The organism is Desulfosporosinus lacus DSM 15449, from assembly GCF_900129935.1.
In the GTDB taxonomy this organism is placed as follows: Bacteria; Bacillota; Desulfitobacteriia; order Desulfitobacteriales; family Desulfitobacteriaceae; genus Desulfosporosinus; species Desulfosporosinus lacus.
Genome location: NZ_FQXJ01000028.1, coordinates 14038 through 29718, shown reverse-complemented (window position 1 = coordinate 29718; position 15681 = coordinate 14038). Strand labels below are relative to the sequence as shown.

Sequence of the window (15681 nt, the reverse complement as noted above, 5' to 3'; positions counted from 1 at the left end):
GGAATCGAATGTAGAACAAAAGCATCATAGAATCCCTAGGGCATTTTTTACTATGTAAAAGAAACAACTAGGATACAATAAGAAAAAAGAGAAGGAGATGCGATGACAAGGGAAAAAGCGATAATAGAAACTGGATGGAACTTAGACAACAGTTATGCACGTCTGCCAAAGTCATTTTTCACCAGCCTCAACCCAATCCCTGTTCGCTCCCCCAAGTTGATTATTCTCAATTATCCGTTGGCAACATCCCTGGGGTTGGACTTCCAAGCGTTGAAAAGCATAGATGGCGTTGCAGTGTTTGCTGGCAACCGAATTCCTGAAGGCGCTTCCCCTCTTGCTCAAGCTTACGCGGGACATCAATTCGGGCATTTTGCCTTGTTAGGGGACGGCCGTGCACTGTTGCTTGGCGAACAGATCACTCCCAAAGGGGAGCGAGTTGATATTCAGCTTAAGGGTTCAGGTCCAACTCCATATTCCCGTCGGGGGGATGGCAGAGCAGCGCTTGGACCGATGCTGCGCGAATATATCATCAGCGAAGCAATGCATGCTCTTGGTATTCCTACCACCCGCAGCCTTGCGGTGGTGACAACCGGAGAGTCAGTAATCCGCGAAACCAAGCTGCCGGGTGCAATTTTAACCCGCGTAGCAGCCAGTCATCTGCGAGTCGGCACCTTTCAATACGTTTCAGAATGGGGCGCGGTCGAGGATCTCAGGGTTTTAGCTGATTACACATTGCAACGACATTATCCTGACGTTGCTGATGCCCCGAACCGCTATCTTTTGTTGCTTCAGGAAGTGATCAAGCGTCAGGCCGAATTGATTGCCAAATGGCAACTCGTTGGCTTCATTCACGGGGTGATGAATACCGACAACATGACCCTTAGCGGAGAAACCATTGATTATGGTCCCTGTGCCTTCATGGATACCTATTACCCGGCAACAGTATTCAGTTCAATTGACGTTCAAGGCCGCTATGCCTATGGCAATCAGCCGAATATTGCCGCATGGAATCTCGCCCGATTTGCTGAAACCCTATTGCCGCTGGTGCATGACAATCAAGAAGAAGCTATTAAACTGGCCCAGGATGCGATTTCGGACTTTACTGACTTGTATCACCGTAATTGGCTCGCAGGAATGAGAGCCAAACTGGGTATATTTAACGAAGAGATCGAGGATGAATCCCTTATTGAAGGTCTGCTCAAGATGATGCAGAAGTATCGTGCGGACTATACTAATACTTTTCGCGCGTTAACTTTCGACAGACTGGAGGATTCGGTTCTGTCTGGCACCCCAGAATTTGGTCAGTGGCGTGAGCAGTGGCAGGCCAGACTTGGCAGGCAACAGGAATCGAAAATCTCTTCGTATCAGTTGATGCGGAACGCCAATCCTGCACTGATCCCTCGCAACCACCAAGTAGAAGCTGCACTGGAAGCCGCGGTGAAACAAGAAGACTACAGCGTAATGGAACAACTTCTTGATGTTCTTTCAAACCCCTACGCACACTCCCCCGAACAGGCTGATTATTGTACATTGCCAGAGCTATCAAGCCAACCTTACCGAACTTTTTGCGGTACCTGATATAGAAGTATTAAGGACGATTCTTTCTTAAGTCATTCGAAGTTAATCACTAAGCATCTGAAGTTCCAGATTGTTTTTTAAGACAGTCTGGAACTTTTATTTCTCTTGTTTTTTCCTCGACCACGGAAGGAAATTATGTCATAGCAATTATTGACATATGTTCAATACGGAGTATAATTAATCATAAAGGGCATATGTCAATAACCACAAGGAGGTAAATATATGTCAGGTAGAGATGGAACGGGTTAAAAGGAAAGCAAAGGTGAAAGAAGGACGCTCCTTTTACTTTTGTCAAGACAATTGTACTCTGATGTCCGATGAGTATGAAACGATACAACTCATCGACTTAGAAGGGTTGTGCAGTAAGAGTTGCCGACCAAATGAAAATCCAACGAATTTTTCAACATTTTAATAATGATTAGAGAAAATTATCACATAAGTCTTTTAGAATTCTAAAAATTGTGTTCGCCTTATTTAACAAAATAATTGAGGAGGAGACATTATGATTGCTGTAGTAAACCAAGATGAATGCATCGGGTGTGAATCATGCCCTGAATTCTGTCCTGAGGTTTTTAAGATGGGGGCCGACGGGTTAGCAGTAGCTTATACAAACCCAGTCCCTAGTGAGTGTGAGGCAGCCGCTAAAGAAGCTGCCGAGGGTTGCCCGGCACATTGTATTGCTATTGAATAATTAAGTATTGAGCAAGGTTTCAAAGAGCTGAATTTGGGACTTTGACCAAAGTCAATCGGAGGTGAACATTAGTTGGGAGAACCAATAAGAGTTAAAAGTTTAGATCCGACCTTACGTGATGAAGTGGCAGAATTATTGAATGGCTATGATTTTTCTAATTGCCTTACTTGTGGTATGTGTACAGCTGGCTGTGTTTATAGCGATCTGCATAAGGATCAGGACCCTCGTAAATTCATACGCAAAGTAGTCCTTGGTATGCGAGAAGAAGCGGAAAATGATCCCTTTATTTGGAATTGTACAATGTGTAATCGATGTACCGTGGAATGCCCAATGGGAGTGAATATCAACGCACTCACGAGAGCCTTTCGAGGAAAAGTGGCAAAGGCGCCGGGTTATCTGCAAGTTATTGCTGATGATCATATACGGACAGGTAACCAGATGGGTGTTGAACAAATTGATTATGATGAGACATTAGAATGGATTGAAGAAATGATGCAGGAAGAGCTGAAAGATCCGACTTATAAGATTCCTTTAGATGTTCCTAATGCAGATTTCTTCTTTGGATTCAATGCTCGGGAGATTAAACATTATCCAGCTGATCTGCAAAGTATATTAAATGTATTTCACGCTGCCAAAGCAAACTTTACGATCAGCTCTAAACGCTGGGATGCTACTAATATTTGTTTGTTCACGGGTAAAAACGATGAATTCGATCAAATTTCACGCCCGATGTTTGAAGAAGCTGAGAGGCTAAACTCTAAGGAAATTATTGTCACAGAATGCGGCCATGCTTTCCGATCGACCAGAGTGTTTGCGCGTGATTACTGGAAAGGGAAACAGTTCCCTGTTCGCCATATAATGGAGTTGTATGCCGATTGGATTAAAGACGGTATATTAGTACTAGATAAGACCAGAAATACAATCCCAGTAACTCTACATGATCCCTGTAATACGGTTCGTAAAGAGGGGGTTGTTGAACCACAGCGCTATGTGTTGAGTAATACTGTAATGGATTTTCGCGAAATGTTTCCTAACAGGGAGTATAACCTTTGTTGTGGAGCTGGCGGAGGAGCGGGTGCCGTAGCTGAAACTAAAGCAATGCGTATGGTAAAAGCCAAACCTAAAGTTGATCAATTAGTGGCTACAGGCGCGACAATTGGATGTATCCCTTGCCATAACTGTATGGACCAGTTTGTTGATATGAATAAGCATTACAAACTGGGTATGAAAATGATGCATCTCACTGCCTTAATAGAAATTGCATTGGGTTTAGTAGATGAGGAGAAGCAATTTTTTCATTAAATTATTAAGATTTCGTCAGTAGTAATTGCCTTAGTTTAGGGGAATTAAAGCAAAAAGCACAGGCCAAGAAATTCTTGCTTGTGCTTTTTGCTTTATATTTTCTTGTTTTCCTGCTAACATATTGTTTAGGTCAGTCTTGACATCTAAAGGTTAGTTGAAGGTTGAAGTTTTCCAGGAGGACCAAGACACCAGATGTAGTGGATTTCGGAGCCTTTGGCTTAGACTTTTACTAAAAAGGAAACCATCCGTAGAAATCCAAGATGGTTTCCTTTTTTTAAGTTTACTGTGAACTGTATCACACATTATTCATCATAAAACTATATAATTAACGAGAAATAATTAGCACAAAGGAGAACTTATGTCGAAGCATAAAAACATTTACACTTGGCGCAGACTCATTCAATTACTATTCACCATTATTGTTGTCTTAATAGGGATTCAATTTATCCGTTTTGTTCACAGCATTACTAATCCAGACACCATGCAGTTCATTGCAAGACCGGCGGGAGTGGAGGCATTTCTTCCGATCAGTGCTTTAGTTGCTTTAAAATCATGGCTCGCTAATGGTATATTTGACCGGATCCACCCGGCTGGACTTGTGATATTTTTGGCTGCCATGATCGTATCTCTATTATGGAAGAGGGCATTTTGTTCTTGGATTTGTCCTTTTGGCACATTATCTGAGGGTTTAGCTTTATTGGGTAAAAAGATGTTCAAGAGGAATTTTATCCTGCCAAACTGGCTCGATTATCCTTTGCGCTCTCTAAAGTATATAATTCTTGCTTTTTTTGTCCTTTTTATTTTTGTGCTCATGGATGGAGCTTCAACCTACATGTTTTTACAAACTCCCTATAACATGGTCGCGGATATTAAGATGTTAGACTTTTTTAGGAATATGACTTGGGTAGGATTCAGCGTTGTCATCGGCTTGATGCTGCTTTCCATCCTTATTGAGCATTTCTGGTGCCGGTATCTCTGTCCCTATGGAGCGTTGTTAGGTTTATTGGGCATGTTAAGCCCTTGGAAGATACGAAGAGAGCCCCTCTCATGTATATCCTGTGAAAGATGTTCGATCTCTTGTCCGAACCGAATTAAAGTTGATAAAGCACTAACCGTTAGGTCACCGGAGTGTACAGGGTGTTTAGATTGTGTGGAGCAGTGTCCAGTAAGCAACACTTTAAGATTTGACCTTCCTAAGACTGCGTTCCCTTTGTCACCAAGGATGTTGGCTTTGGGAGTAGTTGCTTTATGGATCGCTTTGGTCGGCGTTGCTAAGCTGACTGGATATTGGGAAACGAGTATCTCAACGGAAATGTATAAGATGTTAATCCCAAGTATGGACCAGTTAAATCACTTTTAAGGTTATAATCCATTCGTAAAATATGCTCCAGAGAATATTAAATACTTGGAAGATAAGTGGCAATGATTTTTACTTTCTTAAAAGTGAGTTTCGATAGAAGAGATCGTAACCATAATGCTAAGAGGAATATCTATGACAGCCTCGGAGAAGGAATGAAATGGTGAAGGAATTCTAATAATGCCAAAGAAACAGTAAATCCTATTATGAGGTGGCCTAATGAAGAATGAAGCAAATCTTTTAGCAAAGTTTCTTGCCGGCAAAACGAGGATTATTTAGAAAGGATGTAGTATACTAAACTAATAACGATCTGATGTAAATAAGTGCAGACTGAAAATGGAGATTTCATATATGGTGACCGACCAAAAGAGCTTATCTCTGAAAGAGAAATTATTTGTAATTATTTTCAAGGCCGATACTAGAGCTGGACGGGCTTTTGATATTGCACTTCTATGGCTGATACTAATAAGTATTTTAAGTATCTTTTTGGAATCTTTGCCGCGTTTATCTAAAGATTACCTAGAGTACCTTTATCGGATTGAATGGGTCATCACAGTTCTGTTTACGATTGAATACATTGCCAGAATATGGATTGTAAGAAATAAATTAAAATACTTGAAAAGTTTCTTCGGCATCATAGATTTGCTAGCCATACTACCGGCATACTTAAGTATTTTTATTGCCGGAAGTCAGTTCGCTTTGATCTTAAGGATTTTTCGTTTGTTACGGGTATTTCGAATCTTAAATCTTGGAAGATATGTCGGTGAATCTTATTCTTTACTTAATGCGCTGAAAGCCAGCAGGTATAAAATCATTGTTTTCCTCGAAGCTGTTTTGGTTATCGTAGTAATTGTGGGAACACTGATGTATTTGATCGAAGGAGAGACCAGTGGTTTTGATAGTATACCTATATCTGTATACTGGACAATCGTAACGCTTACCACGGTCGGTTTCGGCGATATCACTCCGATCACTCCACTTGGAAGGGTAGTAGCTTCCTTGCTGATGCTCCTTGGTTATGGAGTAATAGCAGTTCCTACTGGAATTGTTTCTAGTGAACTGGCGAGAACTAGATCAACAAAGGGTAATGGGCGAACTTGCCCCAGTTGCAGTATAATAATTGAAGATGAAGATGCAAACTACTGTAAGAATTGTGGACAAGAACTAAAACATTAATATATCCAGATCGCTCTATTTGGGCGGTCTGGTTTCGTTTTTATCAATGTTAACTTCTGTTATCGGGAGGAATTAAAGAAAAGATGACGAATATTGTATGCATAACATATAATCTGTAGGTATCACTCGAATTATCAGTCATCAGCTTTTGTTGATCAACAAAGCTGGAATTGTTTTAGATTGATTATTTGCTGGAGAGGCCGGAGTGTTCAGCCTAAGGATTTAATAAAAGGGAGATAGATGATTGAACAAGGAAGATATTGCCAGCATCCGTAAAGAGCTAAAAACAAATAATTCTAAATTAAAAATTAAAGAAATATGTAGCTATTTTATCAAACAAGACAGTAAGGATATCCTCTGTTCTGAAGAAATATACTTTGATATGATGGACGAACTAAAAAAAGAGTTGTATTTAAAAAACTTTAAAAAAGTATTGACCGGTAAGATTGATTCAAAAATTTTTGAGTTAGAATTCAAAAACAACAAACTGGGCGAAAATCAAACTCAGAAGCAAATGCTTCATATTTTGAAAACAAATAATTTCAAAGAAGCGACCCAAACTCTCGTAAGTAAGATTCTGGAAGAAGCTTGCGAAAAATATGAGCTAGATTTTATGATTAGTTTTGTTCGAGGAGAAGTTTATAAGTCAGTTAAAAATGAAGATAACGGTGAAGTGGATAATGACGTAGCCTACTCCTTGGGGTTTTTTATATGCAGTGTCTGCCCTGTTATCATTCCGAAAAACTCACTTAATTTTGATTTCATTGAAAGAGAGTTTAGCACCAGTGTACCTGCAAAAGCTATCATTAATACAGCCTCTCCTTTTGAGGGTTTTATGTTCCCTTCGTTTAGTGAAGATGCTGCAGAGACTGACAAGGTTGTTTACTATACCCAAAAAGAAAACAAGCCCAATCATTTGTTTGTAGAAAACATTCTCGATTGTGATTTCAAATCGACAGCCCAGGCTGACAAAGAGCGGTTTTTTGAAGTTGTTCGAGACATTGTAGGGGCCGAAATTGAGCCGGAAGTTGTTTCGAGCATTTATGAAGAACTTGGTCGTCGACTTGACGTAGAGGAAGAAAGCGGAGAAGTTTCTTTAATAGGTTTGAAAGATATGGAGAGAATTTTGGAAAATAGCGGAATTAATACCGCAGATAAGTTGAGATCTTCGTTTCTGGGAATTATGGGTGAGGAAAACTACGAGTTTAAAGCCTCGAGTATTACCCCTAATTATGCAACGAAGTCGATTAAAATTGACAACAACACAGCGTCAATTTCCATTGGCCCCCAGGATTTAAAAAATGTTAAGCAAGTAACCAAAGACGGTATACGATATTTGATGATTAGAATTGATGACACGGCCACGCTTGAAGGCTTTGATTTGGTTACTGAAGAATTTTAACATCATAAAACTTAACCAGATCGTTAGATCTGGTTTTTTTTATTTACTTAGATTATTTACTGATCTTGGCAGGAAGTCTAAGAAAATATGTGGAATATTAAATTGGTCTCGATATTAAAATCGTCGATAATTGGAACGTTAACAATTGTTATGATTAGAAAGTTCTTACACTTAAGAACTTAAAAGGGAGTTTATTAAAATGCATTATACAGGTACGATCTATAGACCACCCGCCGAGGCTAAAACCTTACTATTACAAGTTACAGTCGGATGTTCACATGACCGTTGTACATTTTGCAGCATGTATAAGGATGTCCCATTTCGCATCGAGCCTATAGAGCAAATAGAGGAAGATTTAAGAGAGTTTCGTTCCGAGCGCCCTGATGCGAAAAGGGTCTACCTTGTCGGTGGTGACCCCTTTGTTTTAAGCTTTGAACGACTAAAAATAATTGCTGAAAAAATCAAAGAATATCTTCCCCTCTGTGAAACTATTTCCATGTATGCTCGGATAACCAATATTAAAACAAAATCAACGGAAGAACTCAAGGCACTGCGTTCATTGGGGATTGATCATTTGTATATTGGAATTGAAACCGGTCATGATGAAACTTTAACTCGAATCCATAAAGGGAATACGGCTGAGGAAGCTATCATACAATGCAAACGACTAGAGGAAGTCGAAATTACTTATCATGGAATTTATTTGAATGGCTTAGCTGGTCATAGCAAAGGAGAAATTAGCGCCTTAGAAACAGCCGAATTTTTTAATCAACTAAAGCCCAAAAGTATAGGGATAACCTCCTTAACCCTGATACCCGGTACAAACTTATATGAACAAAAACTCAAAGGTGAATTCCTCGAGGCTACAGAATTTGAACGTGTTCAAGAATTAAAATGTTTTATCGAACATCTGGATACAAACACTAAAGTCTTTGCTAATCATGTATCAATGGCTACTCCCGTGGTTGGCAAAATCCCCGAAGACAAACCCAAGATGCTTAAAGTGTTGCAAGACACTATTGACGATTTTGATGAAGATGAATTAAGGCAATATCGAGAGCAGTTAAGACAGTTGTAATGAAGTCTGCCGAAAAGCTGAATAGGATGATAAGCGGTGTCCAATAATTCCACTGCGTATTTCTTGCTAACCGAATAATCATTACGAAGATGCCTTAACTCATTTAGGAGGATTTAACTATATGGATATAAAGGTAAGGGAAGCAGTCATAAACGATTATGAAAGTTTATGTGAAATTTATGTTGAATTGGATGAGCAACACAGGTTAAATCATCCTGAACTTTTTATTAAACCTGAAGATTACGCAAGAGCAAAAGAGTACATATCGGAAATCATCAATGATAGTAATAAGGCACTTTTTGTTGCCGATATTGACACAAAAGTTGTGGCTTTTGCAGAATGTTTCATTCAGAAGTCGTCTGAATTCCCAGTTATCAAGAAGAGGGAATGGGTACAATTAGATGGTATTGCAGTTAAGAGAGCTTATCAAAATTATCATATCGGTTCTTTACTTTTAAGGAAAGTTGTTGAGTGGGCTAAAAGTAAAGAGATAAAAAGAATCGAATTAAAAGTATATTCCTTCAATAAGTATGCTGATGAATTTTATTTAAGGAAAGGTTTTAAAGATTTAAGTAAGGCTATGTATTTAGACTTATAGCATTTGTTCAGATTAGCATACGAATTTTAGAAGGCGTATCCGGTTTCACGAGGTCTGCCGGTACTTTTTTAGAAGCAGATGACCCCGAATGAAAATTTGTTTTTGTGGTCGTCTTTTTGGGCCTGAAATGAATTTTAAAGTTTTGGGGGGAAGAGTATTGTACAACAGTGAATTGGATGAAATGTTTGATGATGAAAAATTAACAATGGCAATCAAAAAGAGGATAAGGAAGTCTTCTATAAAAATGATTTTCATATCACTGGTTGTGATTACTGTAGCATTTATTGCAATCTATTTTGCTAATCTAGCCATAACACATAAGTTGAGTAATGAAATCTTTGGCTTTAATGAGAATAACATTAAGCTTCATGTACCCAACGGTTATATTAGCAAGTCCACTGATTCTATGGGTTTCTTAGTGGGGAGGAGTGATTATACAGTCTCCAGAGATGTAGCAGCTAAACCTGTGGTTCTGGAAAATAAGGTTTCTGCCTATGGCTTGCTTACGCCACTTGTTCTCGGAAGGAGCCAGGGCGTGGGAAGTTTTGCAGGAGAATGGTCGGTTGATTATTGGGAAAATGGATACAGAAAAATGATCTTTTTTAATCCGGAAATATCCTATAAAGAATATAAGAATGATCTGGACGAGTTGGATAAGGTCTCCTCGGATAAACTTATTGAGTTAGGACTATCCTTTGATAAACCATATATTGCAACAGATATGCCAACTATACTACCTTTGGTTAAGATATCATGGTATTGGGTTGATGCCTTTAGAAAAGAAGATTCGGATCGACACAAAAAACAAGCAACTGAAAACGACGGTAAAGCAACCTATATTAGAGAAGATGATGCCTTAGGAGTGAGCGTATACCACGATCTTAAGGACTTTAACGAGGGCTACAATAATCTCCGTGAGTTATTGAAAAGCAGTAAAGATAACAAGTATAACGAAATCTATAACGAACTTGTCGCAAAAGGCTACACTGATTCCTCCAATGTTCCTATTTTAGGGGTGATCGTATATGGAACGAAGGATGAGCTTAAGTTGCTTATTGACAATCCACATATTAAGGCTTCTTCGTTTGGGGTGGTTGTAGATAAGTATTAAGATGAGATTATCTTACCTGGCTAATCATTTGATGATTTATAGAGAGAAGGATTAGTATGGCACGTAGGCTAATAAGCGAGATACACCCAATACTCTATTTTTTATCAGTCTGGTTTCGAAGATTAGCAATATATTTAAGATGGTGTTTCGAGGATAAGACGTTTGCTTCGTTGCAAAGTTCCGAAAGATTACCATACAGAGTCAAGAAGCATCAGTCAGTTCTGATAAGGAAACTTGGCGACACAGACATACAGTTGCAATATAACAAAGTTAAAAATCTTTCGATAGCGATAAAGCGAATTGATGGTATTCTCATCAAGCCTGGTGAAACATTCTCTTTTTGTCAATTAGTCGGATTAACCACTAAGCGGAAGGGATATTTACCTGGCATGCTATTGTCTTGTGGTGAAGCGAAGCCCGGCATTGGCGGGGGAATCTGTCAAATCGCCAATTTAATCCATTGGCTGGTTATTCATAGTCCCTTAATTGTTACGAAACGGTTTCATCATAGTTTTGATCCATTCCCAGATGACAGAAGGGTATTGCCCTTCGGCAGTGGGGCAACAGTCTTTTACAATTATATAGACTATCAGTTTATGAATTGTACTCCGTATACTTTTCAACTGAGACTTTGGCTTTCTGATAAATGTTTAGAAGGAGAATTAAGGATCGATCAGAACTTAGATTTTGCATATCACGTATTTGAAAAAGATCATCAGTTTCTTAAGATTGGGGAGAAATACTACCGAAAAAATGAAATATGGAGAAATAAGATAGTAAGAAGGAAAAGTGGAGAAATTATCGAGACTGAATTAGTTACAAAAAATTTTGCAGAAGTCAAATATGTTCCGGAAAATTATAAAGAGGTTGAAGGTTGTGACATTATTTATGGTTTATCTGATAATGGAAAAAATGGGTTTTAGGGAATGCCGTTATGACTAAACGCTTAAATCCAGTTGCTTATTTTAGCATTCTGCTGGGAGCCGCTAGACCTTTAAGGCGTTATTATATATAGTAATGTAATCTTTCTAAAATTGTTTGATTGGAGTTTAAAAGAATGCCTTTTATGATTAAAACTCAAAGTGATGTCTTGAAATTTGCACTTCCCCTGTACGATTATCTCAATCAGCATGGATATGCTGAAGAAGCTAAGGCGATGGTCAATTTGGTGGATTCCTGTTATCCTCAGGACGCTCAAGCATTAGAGGCCCATCGGAGGGCATTTAAAGAAATCAAGGAAACGGTTCACGACTTGCCATCTCATTATCACCTAGCCCTTGATGATGCTTTAAGAATTCTGTCAGAATAACTTGAATTAATTTAGAAGCCGAATAGGCTTCTTTTTAATCACTAAGAACTTCTAAGTAAAAAAGGAAATCGACTGACGCATAGGCTAGCTATACTTAATACATATTTATCAATACTAGTATTCTTTTACTAAACTATGATGTATAATACTCATATAATCGCTTAAGCGAATATATGAGTATTATACTTAAAAGAGGTGATTGAATGGAAAAGCTGTTAGATGCCTTAAAGGCCCTCTCTGATGAAACTCGGTTGAGGATTCTAAACCTGTTATACGAAAAAGAACTCTGTGTTTGCGATATTATGGAAGCCTTACAAATCTCACAAGCCAAGGCATCAAGGCACTTGATTTATCTTAAGAATGCCGAATTGGTGAAAGACCGTAAACATGCCCAATGGGTCTACTATTCCATGGCTTTAGATGAACGTATGAAGTTCATGGATAGCTTGGTATATGATAACTTGAGGAATCTGGAATTATATCAAAATGACTTGCAAAACTTAAAGGATTGGCTAAAGCGTAAGAATATTAAATGTGACTAGATATAGGGAGGATGATTGAAATGGAGAATGTTGATAAACCCAGGTTGTCGTTTTTAGACAGATTTTTGACACTATGGATATTTATCGCAATGGCAGTCGGTGTCTTTGGTGGGTATTTCTTTCCTGACTTAGCAAAGTCACTAAGTGAATTCAGCACCGGAACAATATCATGGCCGATAGCTGTAGGTCTTATCATTATGATGTATCCCCCCCTTGCCAAGGTGAAGTATGAAGAGATCGGAAAAGTTACACAAAATAAAAAGATCTTTTCCTTTTCGCTGATTCAAAACTGGATTATAGGTCCTATCTTAATGTTTGTGCTTGCTATACTGCTACTTGGCGATAAACCGGGCTTTGCTATTGGACTTATTATCATAGGTCTTGCCAGATGTATTGCAATGGTTATTGTTTGGAATACCCTCGCTAAAGGTGATAACGAATATTGTGCTGCTTTGGTTGCCCTTAACTCTATCTTCCAAATTCTTTTATACACAGTCTATATTTATATATTTGTCACTGTCATACCTAAGTGGCTGGGGCTTTCCTGGGGAGGCCAGGTGGTGGATGTTTCGATGTGGGAAGTAGCAAAGAGTGTACTTATTTACTTAGGTATCCCTTTTGCAGCGGGTTTTATTACAAGGTTTGGATTGATAAGATTCAAAACAAAAGAGTGGTACGAAACGGTATTCATTCCTAAGATATCTCCCTTGGCTTTGATCGCCCTTCTTTATACAATCGTCATTATGTTTATAACAAAAGGAGAGCAAATTATTCAAAATCCTGGAGATGTCATTAGAATTGCAATACCTATGTTAATTTATTTTGCAATAATGTTTTTTGTAAGCTTTTATATGTCTTTTAAAGGCGGTTTCAGATATAACCAAACTGTAACCTTAGCTTTTACAGCGGCAAGTAATAATTTTGAACTTGCCATAGCAGTTGCTGTAGCTGTCTTCGGTATAGCATCAGATGTTGCCTTCACTGCAGTAATCGGTCCTTTGGTTGAGGTGCCAGTCATGATTGCTTTGGTAAATGCCGCACTCTTCTTCAAACGCAAGTATTTTAATGAAAATGGTCTGCCAAAGCATATATTTGAAAAAGGGGTTTGAATTATGCCGCAAAAAATTAAAGTAGCCTATATTTGCGTTCATAACTCATGTCGGTCACAGATGGCAGAGGCGATATCAAAGCTAATTGCAGCGGATAACTTTGAGGCCTATTCAGCAGGGACTGAAACCAAGCCACAGCTTAATCAAGATGCAGTTGAAGTAATTAAAGAGATTTATGGTGTTGATATGAACACAACCCAAAGATCAAAATTGCTCTCAGATATTCCTCCTGTGGATGTTGTAATTACCATGGGATGTAACGTCAAATGTCCTTTTCTACCGTGTAAATACAGGGAAGATTGGGGACTGGATGATCCGACGGGTAAGGATAAGCATGAGTTTATAAAAACTGCTCAAATGATAGAACAGAAGGTTATGGACCTGAAAAGCAAAATTAATAATTTATGGTAGAGTATCAAGGTAATGTCGAATTTCTCTAATCTTTCAGGCACATTTCCCAAACGTATCACCTGAAATTAAAAAGTAAGGAAAATAAGATATAGAGGGGGAAAAGGTATGATCGAAATTGAGGTGTTTGGAATCCGAGATGAGGAACCTGCAGGGATTTGCAGTTGTGGCGGTTCCTGTGACTCGAGCCATGAAAAGACCATGGGTGAAATGTTCGAGCAATTGAAACGATTTCTACTGCATAGTGATGTGGCTAAAGAGGTGCAGATACGCTTCCTTGATGTACTAGAGGATGATTTGAGTGGCTATGACACAGCCCATATGATGTTCAAAACCGGATATGCCTTGCCTATGGTCGCAATAAAGGGGAAGGTATGCTTTTATGGTGGGATTAGCGATTCCATGATTTATGAAGAAATCAGAAATATGCTGGTTTAATTTTATAGGTATCTTTGGATGTTTACAGAATTATGATCTCTAGGCACTTTGCCTAGAGATCTCGCGCACATATAAATAATAGCCCGATAACTTGATGCTATCAAAATCAAGGTTATCGGGCTATTTTGCACTGCCATGCAGGCGTGAAAAGAAAATTCAGGATACTGAAGCAGGATTTAAATGTTCATAAGCAAGTAGTGTTTCGACATTATGATTGTAAAAACAACAAAAATATAATACTATGAATACATTATTAAAACACATTTATGAAAGTCGGGGATAAGATGACAATTAACAGAGTGAATAGCATTGAAGTGAGAAAGATCAATCGAAATGCTATCTACAAATTTTTATATAAGCGGGATCCTATCTCTATTCAAGAAATAGCTCAGACTCTAAATATGAGTTTACCCACCGTTACCCAAAATCTTAAAGAATTACAAGAAAGAGATTTAATTATTGAGACTGGTTTATTCGAGTCTACAGGAGGCAGAAAAGCAAAGGCTATTACGTTTAATAGTCATAAATATGCAATTGGATTAGATATTACCCGAAATCATGTTGGAATTGTATTAATTGATTTAAGCGGAAAGTTGATCAAAAATGTCCGAAAGCAATATCCATTTGTCAATTCTAAAGAATACTTTGCAGGAGTTGGAAACTTAGTACAGCAATTCATTAGTGATTGCACAATAGAAAGTTCGAAGATTTTAGGTGTAGGTATTGCCTTACCTGCAATATTATCAGCAGATAAACAAAGGGTGAATTACGCAACGGTTATCGATTTCAAAGGGGGAAGCGTAAAGGATTTTAGTGAATTTATACCATATCCATGCATTTTGAGTAATGATGCAAATGCAGCAGGATTTGCAGAACTATGGAATGAAGACGATATACAAAATGTGGTATATCTCTCTCTTAATAATAGTGTGGGTGGATCTATTATTATAGGAAAGAATATCTTTTCAGGACAAAATCAACGCAGTGGTGAGTTTGGACATATGACAATTGTTCAAAACGGTCGCCCTTGTTACTGTGGACAAAAAGGATGTGTTGATGTATATTGCTCAGCTAAAATCCTATCAGATAGCACAAACGGGAATATTGCTGAGTTCTTTAAACTTCTAAGATCAAATAATGAACCTCAAAGAACTCTTTGGGAAGAATATCTCTCGCACTTGGTCATCATTATCAACAATTTAAGAATGCTCTATGATTGTAATGTAATCCTAGGTGGGTATGCTGGAGCCTATATGGATGAGTACATTGATCAATTAAGAGAATTAGTATCAAAAAGAAATTCGTTTGAGGTAGACGGAAGTTATCTGCATGTCTGTAAATATAAGTTGGAAGCAACAGCCGTTGGCGCAGCCCTGCAACATGTTGAAACCTTTATCAATAATATTTAAATATATTTACTTAACGTACTCAACCCCTGCAAGGAGTACCAATTCTAATAATGTTATCATCTTTACTGGATAACTTAGTAATTCCAGGCAAGATGATTTTTCATGTTTGTGTTGCAGAAAAATGGAAAAACCCATAGAGTTCAGATGACAAAATTAATTCAGAAATGTATAAC

16 protein-coding genes are annotated in these 15681 nt (G+C 38.3%); all 16 read left to right on the top strand.

Annotated features, from left to right (window positions below; genetic code table 11):
* Positions 1-102: 102 nt before the first annotated feature.
* The 16 genes from BUB11_RS23715 (at position 103) to BUB11_RS23640 (ending at position 15508) form a co-directional block, all read left to right on the top strand.
* Positions 103-1578 (top strand): protein adenylyltransferase SelO, encoded by a 1476-nt coding sequence (locus BUB11_RS23715; RefSeq protein ID WP_073032808.1) that lies wholly within the window; start codon positions 103-105, stop codon positions 1576-1578.
* A gap of 502 nt (positions 1579-2080) precedes the next feature.
* A complete protein-coding gene (locus BUB11_RS23710; protein ID WP_073032806.1) occupies positions 2081-2269 on the top strand; it encodes a ferredoxin in 189 nt (62 codons plus the stop codon).
* Between the two features lie 72 nt (positions 2270-2341).
* Positions 2342-3571, top strand: coding sequence for a (Fe-S)-binding protein (locus BUB11_RS23705; RefSeq protein ID WP_073032804.1), 1230 nt, complete (start codon positions 2342-2344; stop codon positions 3569-3571).
* A gap of 358 nt (positions 3572-3929) precedes the next feature.
* Entirely contained in the window at positions 3930-4931 is a 1002-nt protein-coding gene (locus tag BUB11_RS23700) for a 4Fe-4S binding protein (protein ID WP_073032802.1), read from the top strand.
* 333 nt (positions 4932-5264) lie between these two features.
* Complete coding sequence (locus BUB11_RS23695) at positions 5265-6104, top strand: ion transporter (protein ID WP_073032800.1); 840 nt, start codon at positions 5265-5267, stop codon at positions 6102-6104.
* Positions 6105-6348: 244 nt separating this feature from the next.
* The gene (locus BUB11_RS23690) at positions 6349-7506 is read left to right on the top strand and encodes a DUF4317 family protein (protein WP_073032798.1); all 1158 of its coding nucleotides are present in this window, start codon (positions 6349-6351) and stop codon (positions 7504-7506) included.
* Between the two features lie 199 nt (positions 7507-7705).
* Positions 7706-8584 (top strand): radical SAM protein, encoded by an 879-nt coding sequence (locus BUB11_RS23685; RefSeq protein WP_073032797.1) that lies wholly within the window; start codon positions 7706-7708, stop codon positions 8582-8584.
* 121 nt (positions 8585-8705) lie between these two features.
* On the top strand, positions 8706-9182 hold the full coding sequence (locus tag BUB11_RS23680) for a GNAT family N-acetyltransferase (protein ID WP_073032795.1): 477 nt from the start codon (positions 8706-8708) through the stop codon (positions 9180-9182).
* A 157-nt stretch (positions 9183-9339) separates the two neighbouring features.
* The gene (locus BUB11_RS23675; protein ID WP_084110509.1) at positions 9340-10293 is read left to right on the top strand and encodes an anti sigma factor C-terminal domain-containing protein; all 954 of its coding nucleotides are present in this window, start codon (positions 9340-9342) and stop codon (positions 10291-10293) included.
* Between the two features lie 56 nt (positions 10294-10349).
* Entirely contained in the window at positions 10350-11216 is an 867-nt protein-coding gene (locus BUB11_RS23670) for a VanW family protein (protein WP_073032793.1), read from the top strand.
* 134 nt (positions 11217-11350) lie between these two features.
* Positions 11351-11602, top strand: coding sequence for an adenylate cyclase (locus BUB11_RS23665; protein ID WP_073032791.1), 252 nt, complete (start codon positions 11351-11353; stop codon positions 11600-11602).
* A 203-nt stretch (positions 11603-11805) separates the two neighbouring features.
* Entirely contained in the window at positions 11806-12144 is a 339-nt protein-coding gene (locus BUB11_RS23660) for an ArsR/SmtB family transcription factor (RefSeq protein WP_073032789.1), read from the top strand.
* Between the two features lie 20 nt (positions 12145-12164).
* Positions 12165-13253 (top strand): ACR3 family arsenite efflux transporter, encoded by a 1089-nt coding sequence (gene arsB, locus BUB11_RS23655; protein WP_073032788.1) that lies wholly within the window; start codon positions 12165-12167, stop codon positions 13251-13253.
* A gap of 3 nt (positions 13254-13256) precedes the next feature.
* Complete coding sequence (locus BUB11_RS23650; protein ID WP_073032786.1) at positions 13257-13664, top strand: arsenate reductase ArsC; 408 nt, start codon at positions 13257-13259, stop codon at positions 13662-13664.
* Positions 13665-13769: 105 nt separating this feature from the next.
* A complete protein-coding gene (locus tag BUB11_RS23645) occupies positions 13770-14099 on the top strand; it encodes a hypothetical protein (protein ID WP_084110507.1) in 330 nt (109 codons plus the stop codon).
* A 284-nt stretch (positions 14100-14383) separates the two neighbouring features.
* The gene (locus BUB11_RS23640; RefSeq protein WP_073032783.1) at positions 14384-15508 is read left to right on the top strand and encodes an ROK family transcriptional regulator; all 1125 of its coding nucleotides are present in this window, start codon (positions 14384-14386) and stop codon (positions 15506-15508) included.
* The last annotated feature ends 173 nt before the right edge of the window (positions 15509-15681 follow it).

Coding starts and splice junctions, on each gene's coding strand:
- arsB (WP_073032788.1), top strand. CDS start 12,165: ATGGAGAATGTTGATAAACCCAGGTTGTCGTTTTTAGACAGATTTTTG.
- BUB11_RS23710 (WP_073032806.1), top strand. CDS start 2,081: ATGATTGCTGTAGTAAACCAAGATGAATGCATCGGGTGTGAATCATGC.
- BUB11_RS23640 (WP_073032783.1), top strand. CDS start 14,384: ATGACAATTAACAGAGTGAATAGCATTGAAGTGAGAAAGATCAATCGA.
- BUB11_RS23680 (WP_073032795.1), top strand. CDS start 8,706: ATGGATATAAAGGTAAGGGAAGCAGTCATAAACGATTATGAAAGTTTA.
- BUB11_RS23650 (WP_073032786.1), top strand. CDS start 13,257: ATGCCGCAAAAAATTAAAGTAGCCTATATTTGCGTTCATAACTCATGT.
- BUB11_RS23695 (WP_073032800.1), top strand. CDS start 5,265: ATGGAGATTTCATATATGGTGACCGACCAAAAGAGCTTATCTCTGAAA.
- BUB11_RS23645 (WP_084110507.1), top strand. CDS start 13,770: ATGATCGAAATTGAGGTGTTTGGAATCCGAGATGAGGAACCTGCAGGG.
- BUB11_RS23700 (WP_073032802.1), top strand. CDS start 3,930: ATGTCGAAGCATAAAAACATTTACACTTGGCGCAGACTCATTCAATTA.
- BUB11_RS23665 (WP_073032791.1), top strand. CDS start 11,351: ATGCCTTTTATGATTAAAACTCAAAGTGATGTCTTGAAATTTGCACTT.
- BUB11_RS23685 (WP_073032797.1), top strand. CDS start 7,706: ATGCATTATACAGGTACGATCTATAGACCACCCGCCGAGGCTAAAACC.
- BUB11_RS23670 (WP_073032793.1), top strand. CDS start 10,350: ATGGCACGTAGGCTAATAAGCGAGATACACCCAATACTCTATTTTTTA.
- BUB11_RS23715 (WP_073032808.1), top strand. CDS start 103: ATGACAAGGGAAAAAGCGATAATAGAAACTGGATGGAACTTAGACAAC.
- BUB11_RS23660 (WP_073032789.1), top strand. CDS start 11,806: ATGGAAAAGCTGTTAGATGCCTTAAAGGCCCTCTCTGATGAAACTCGG.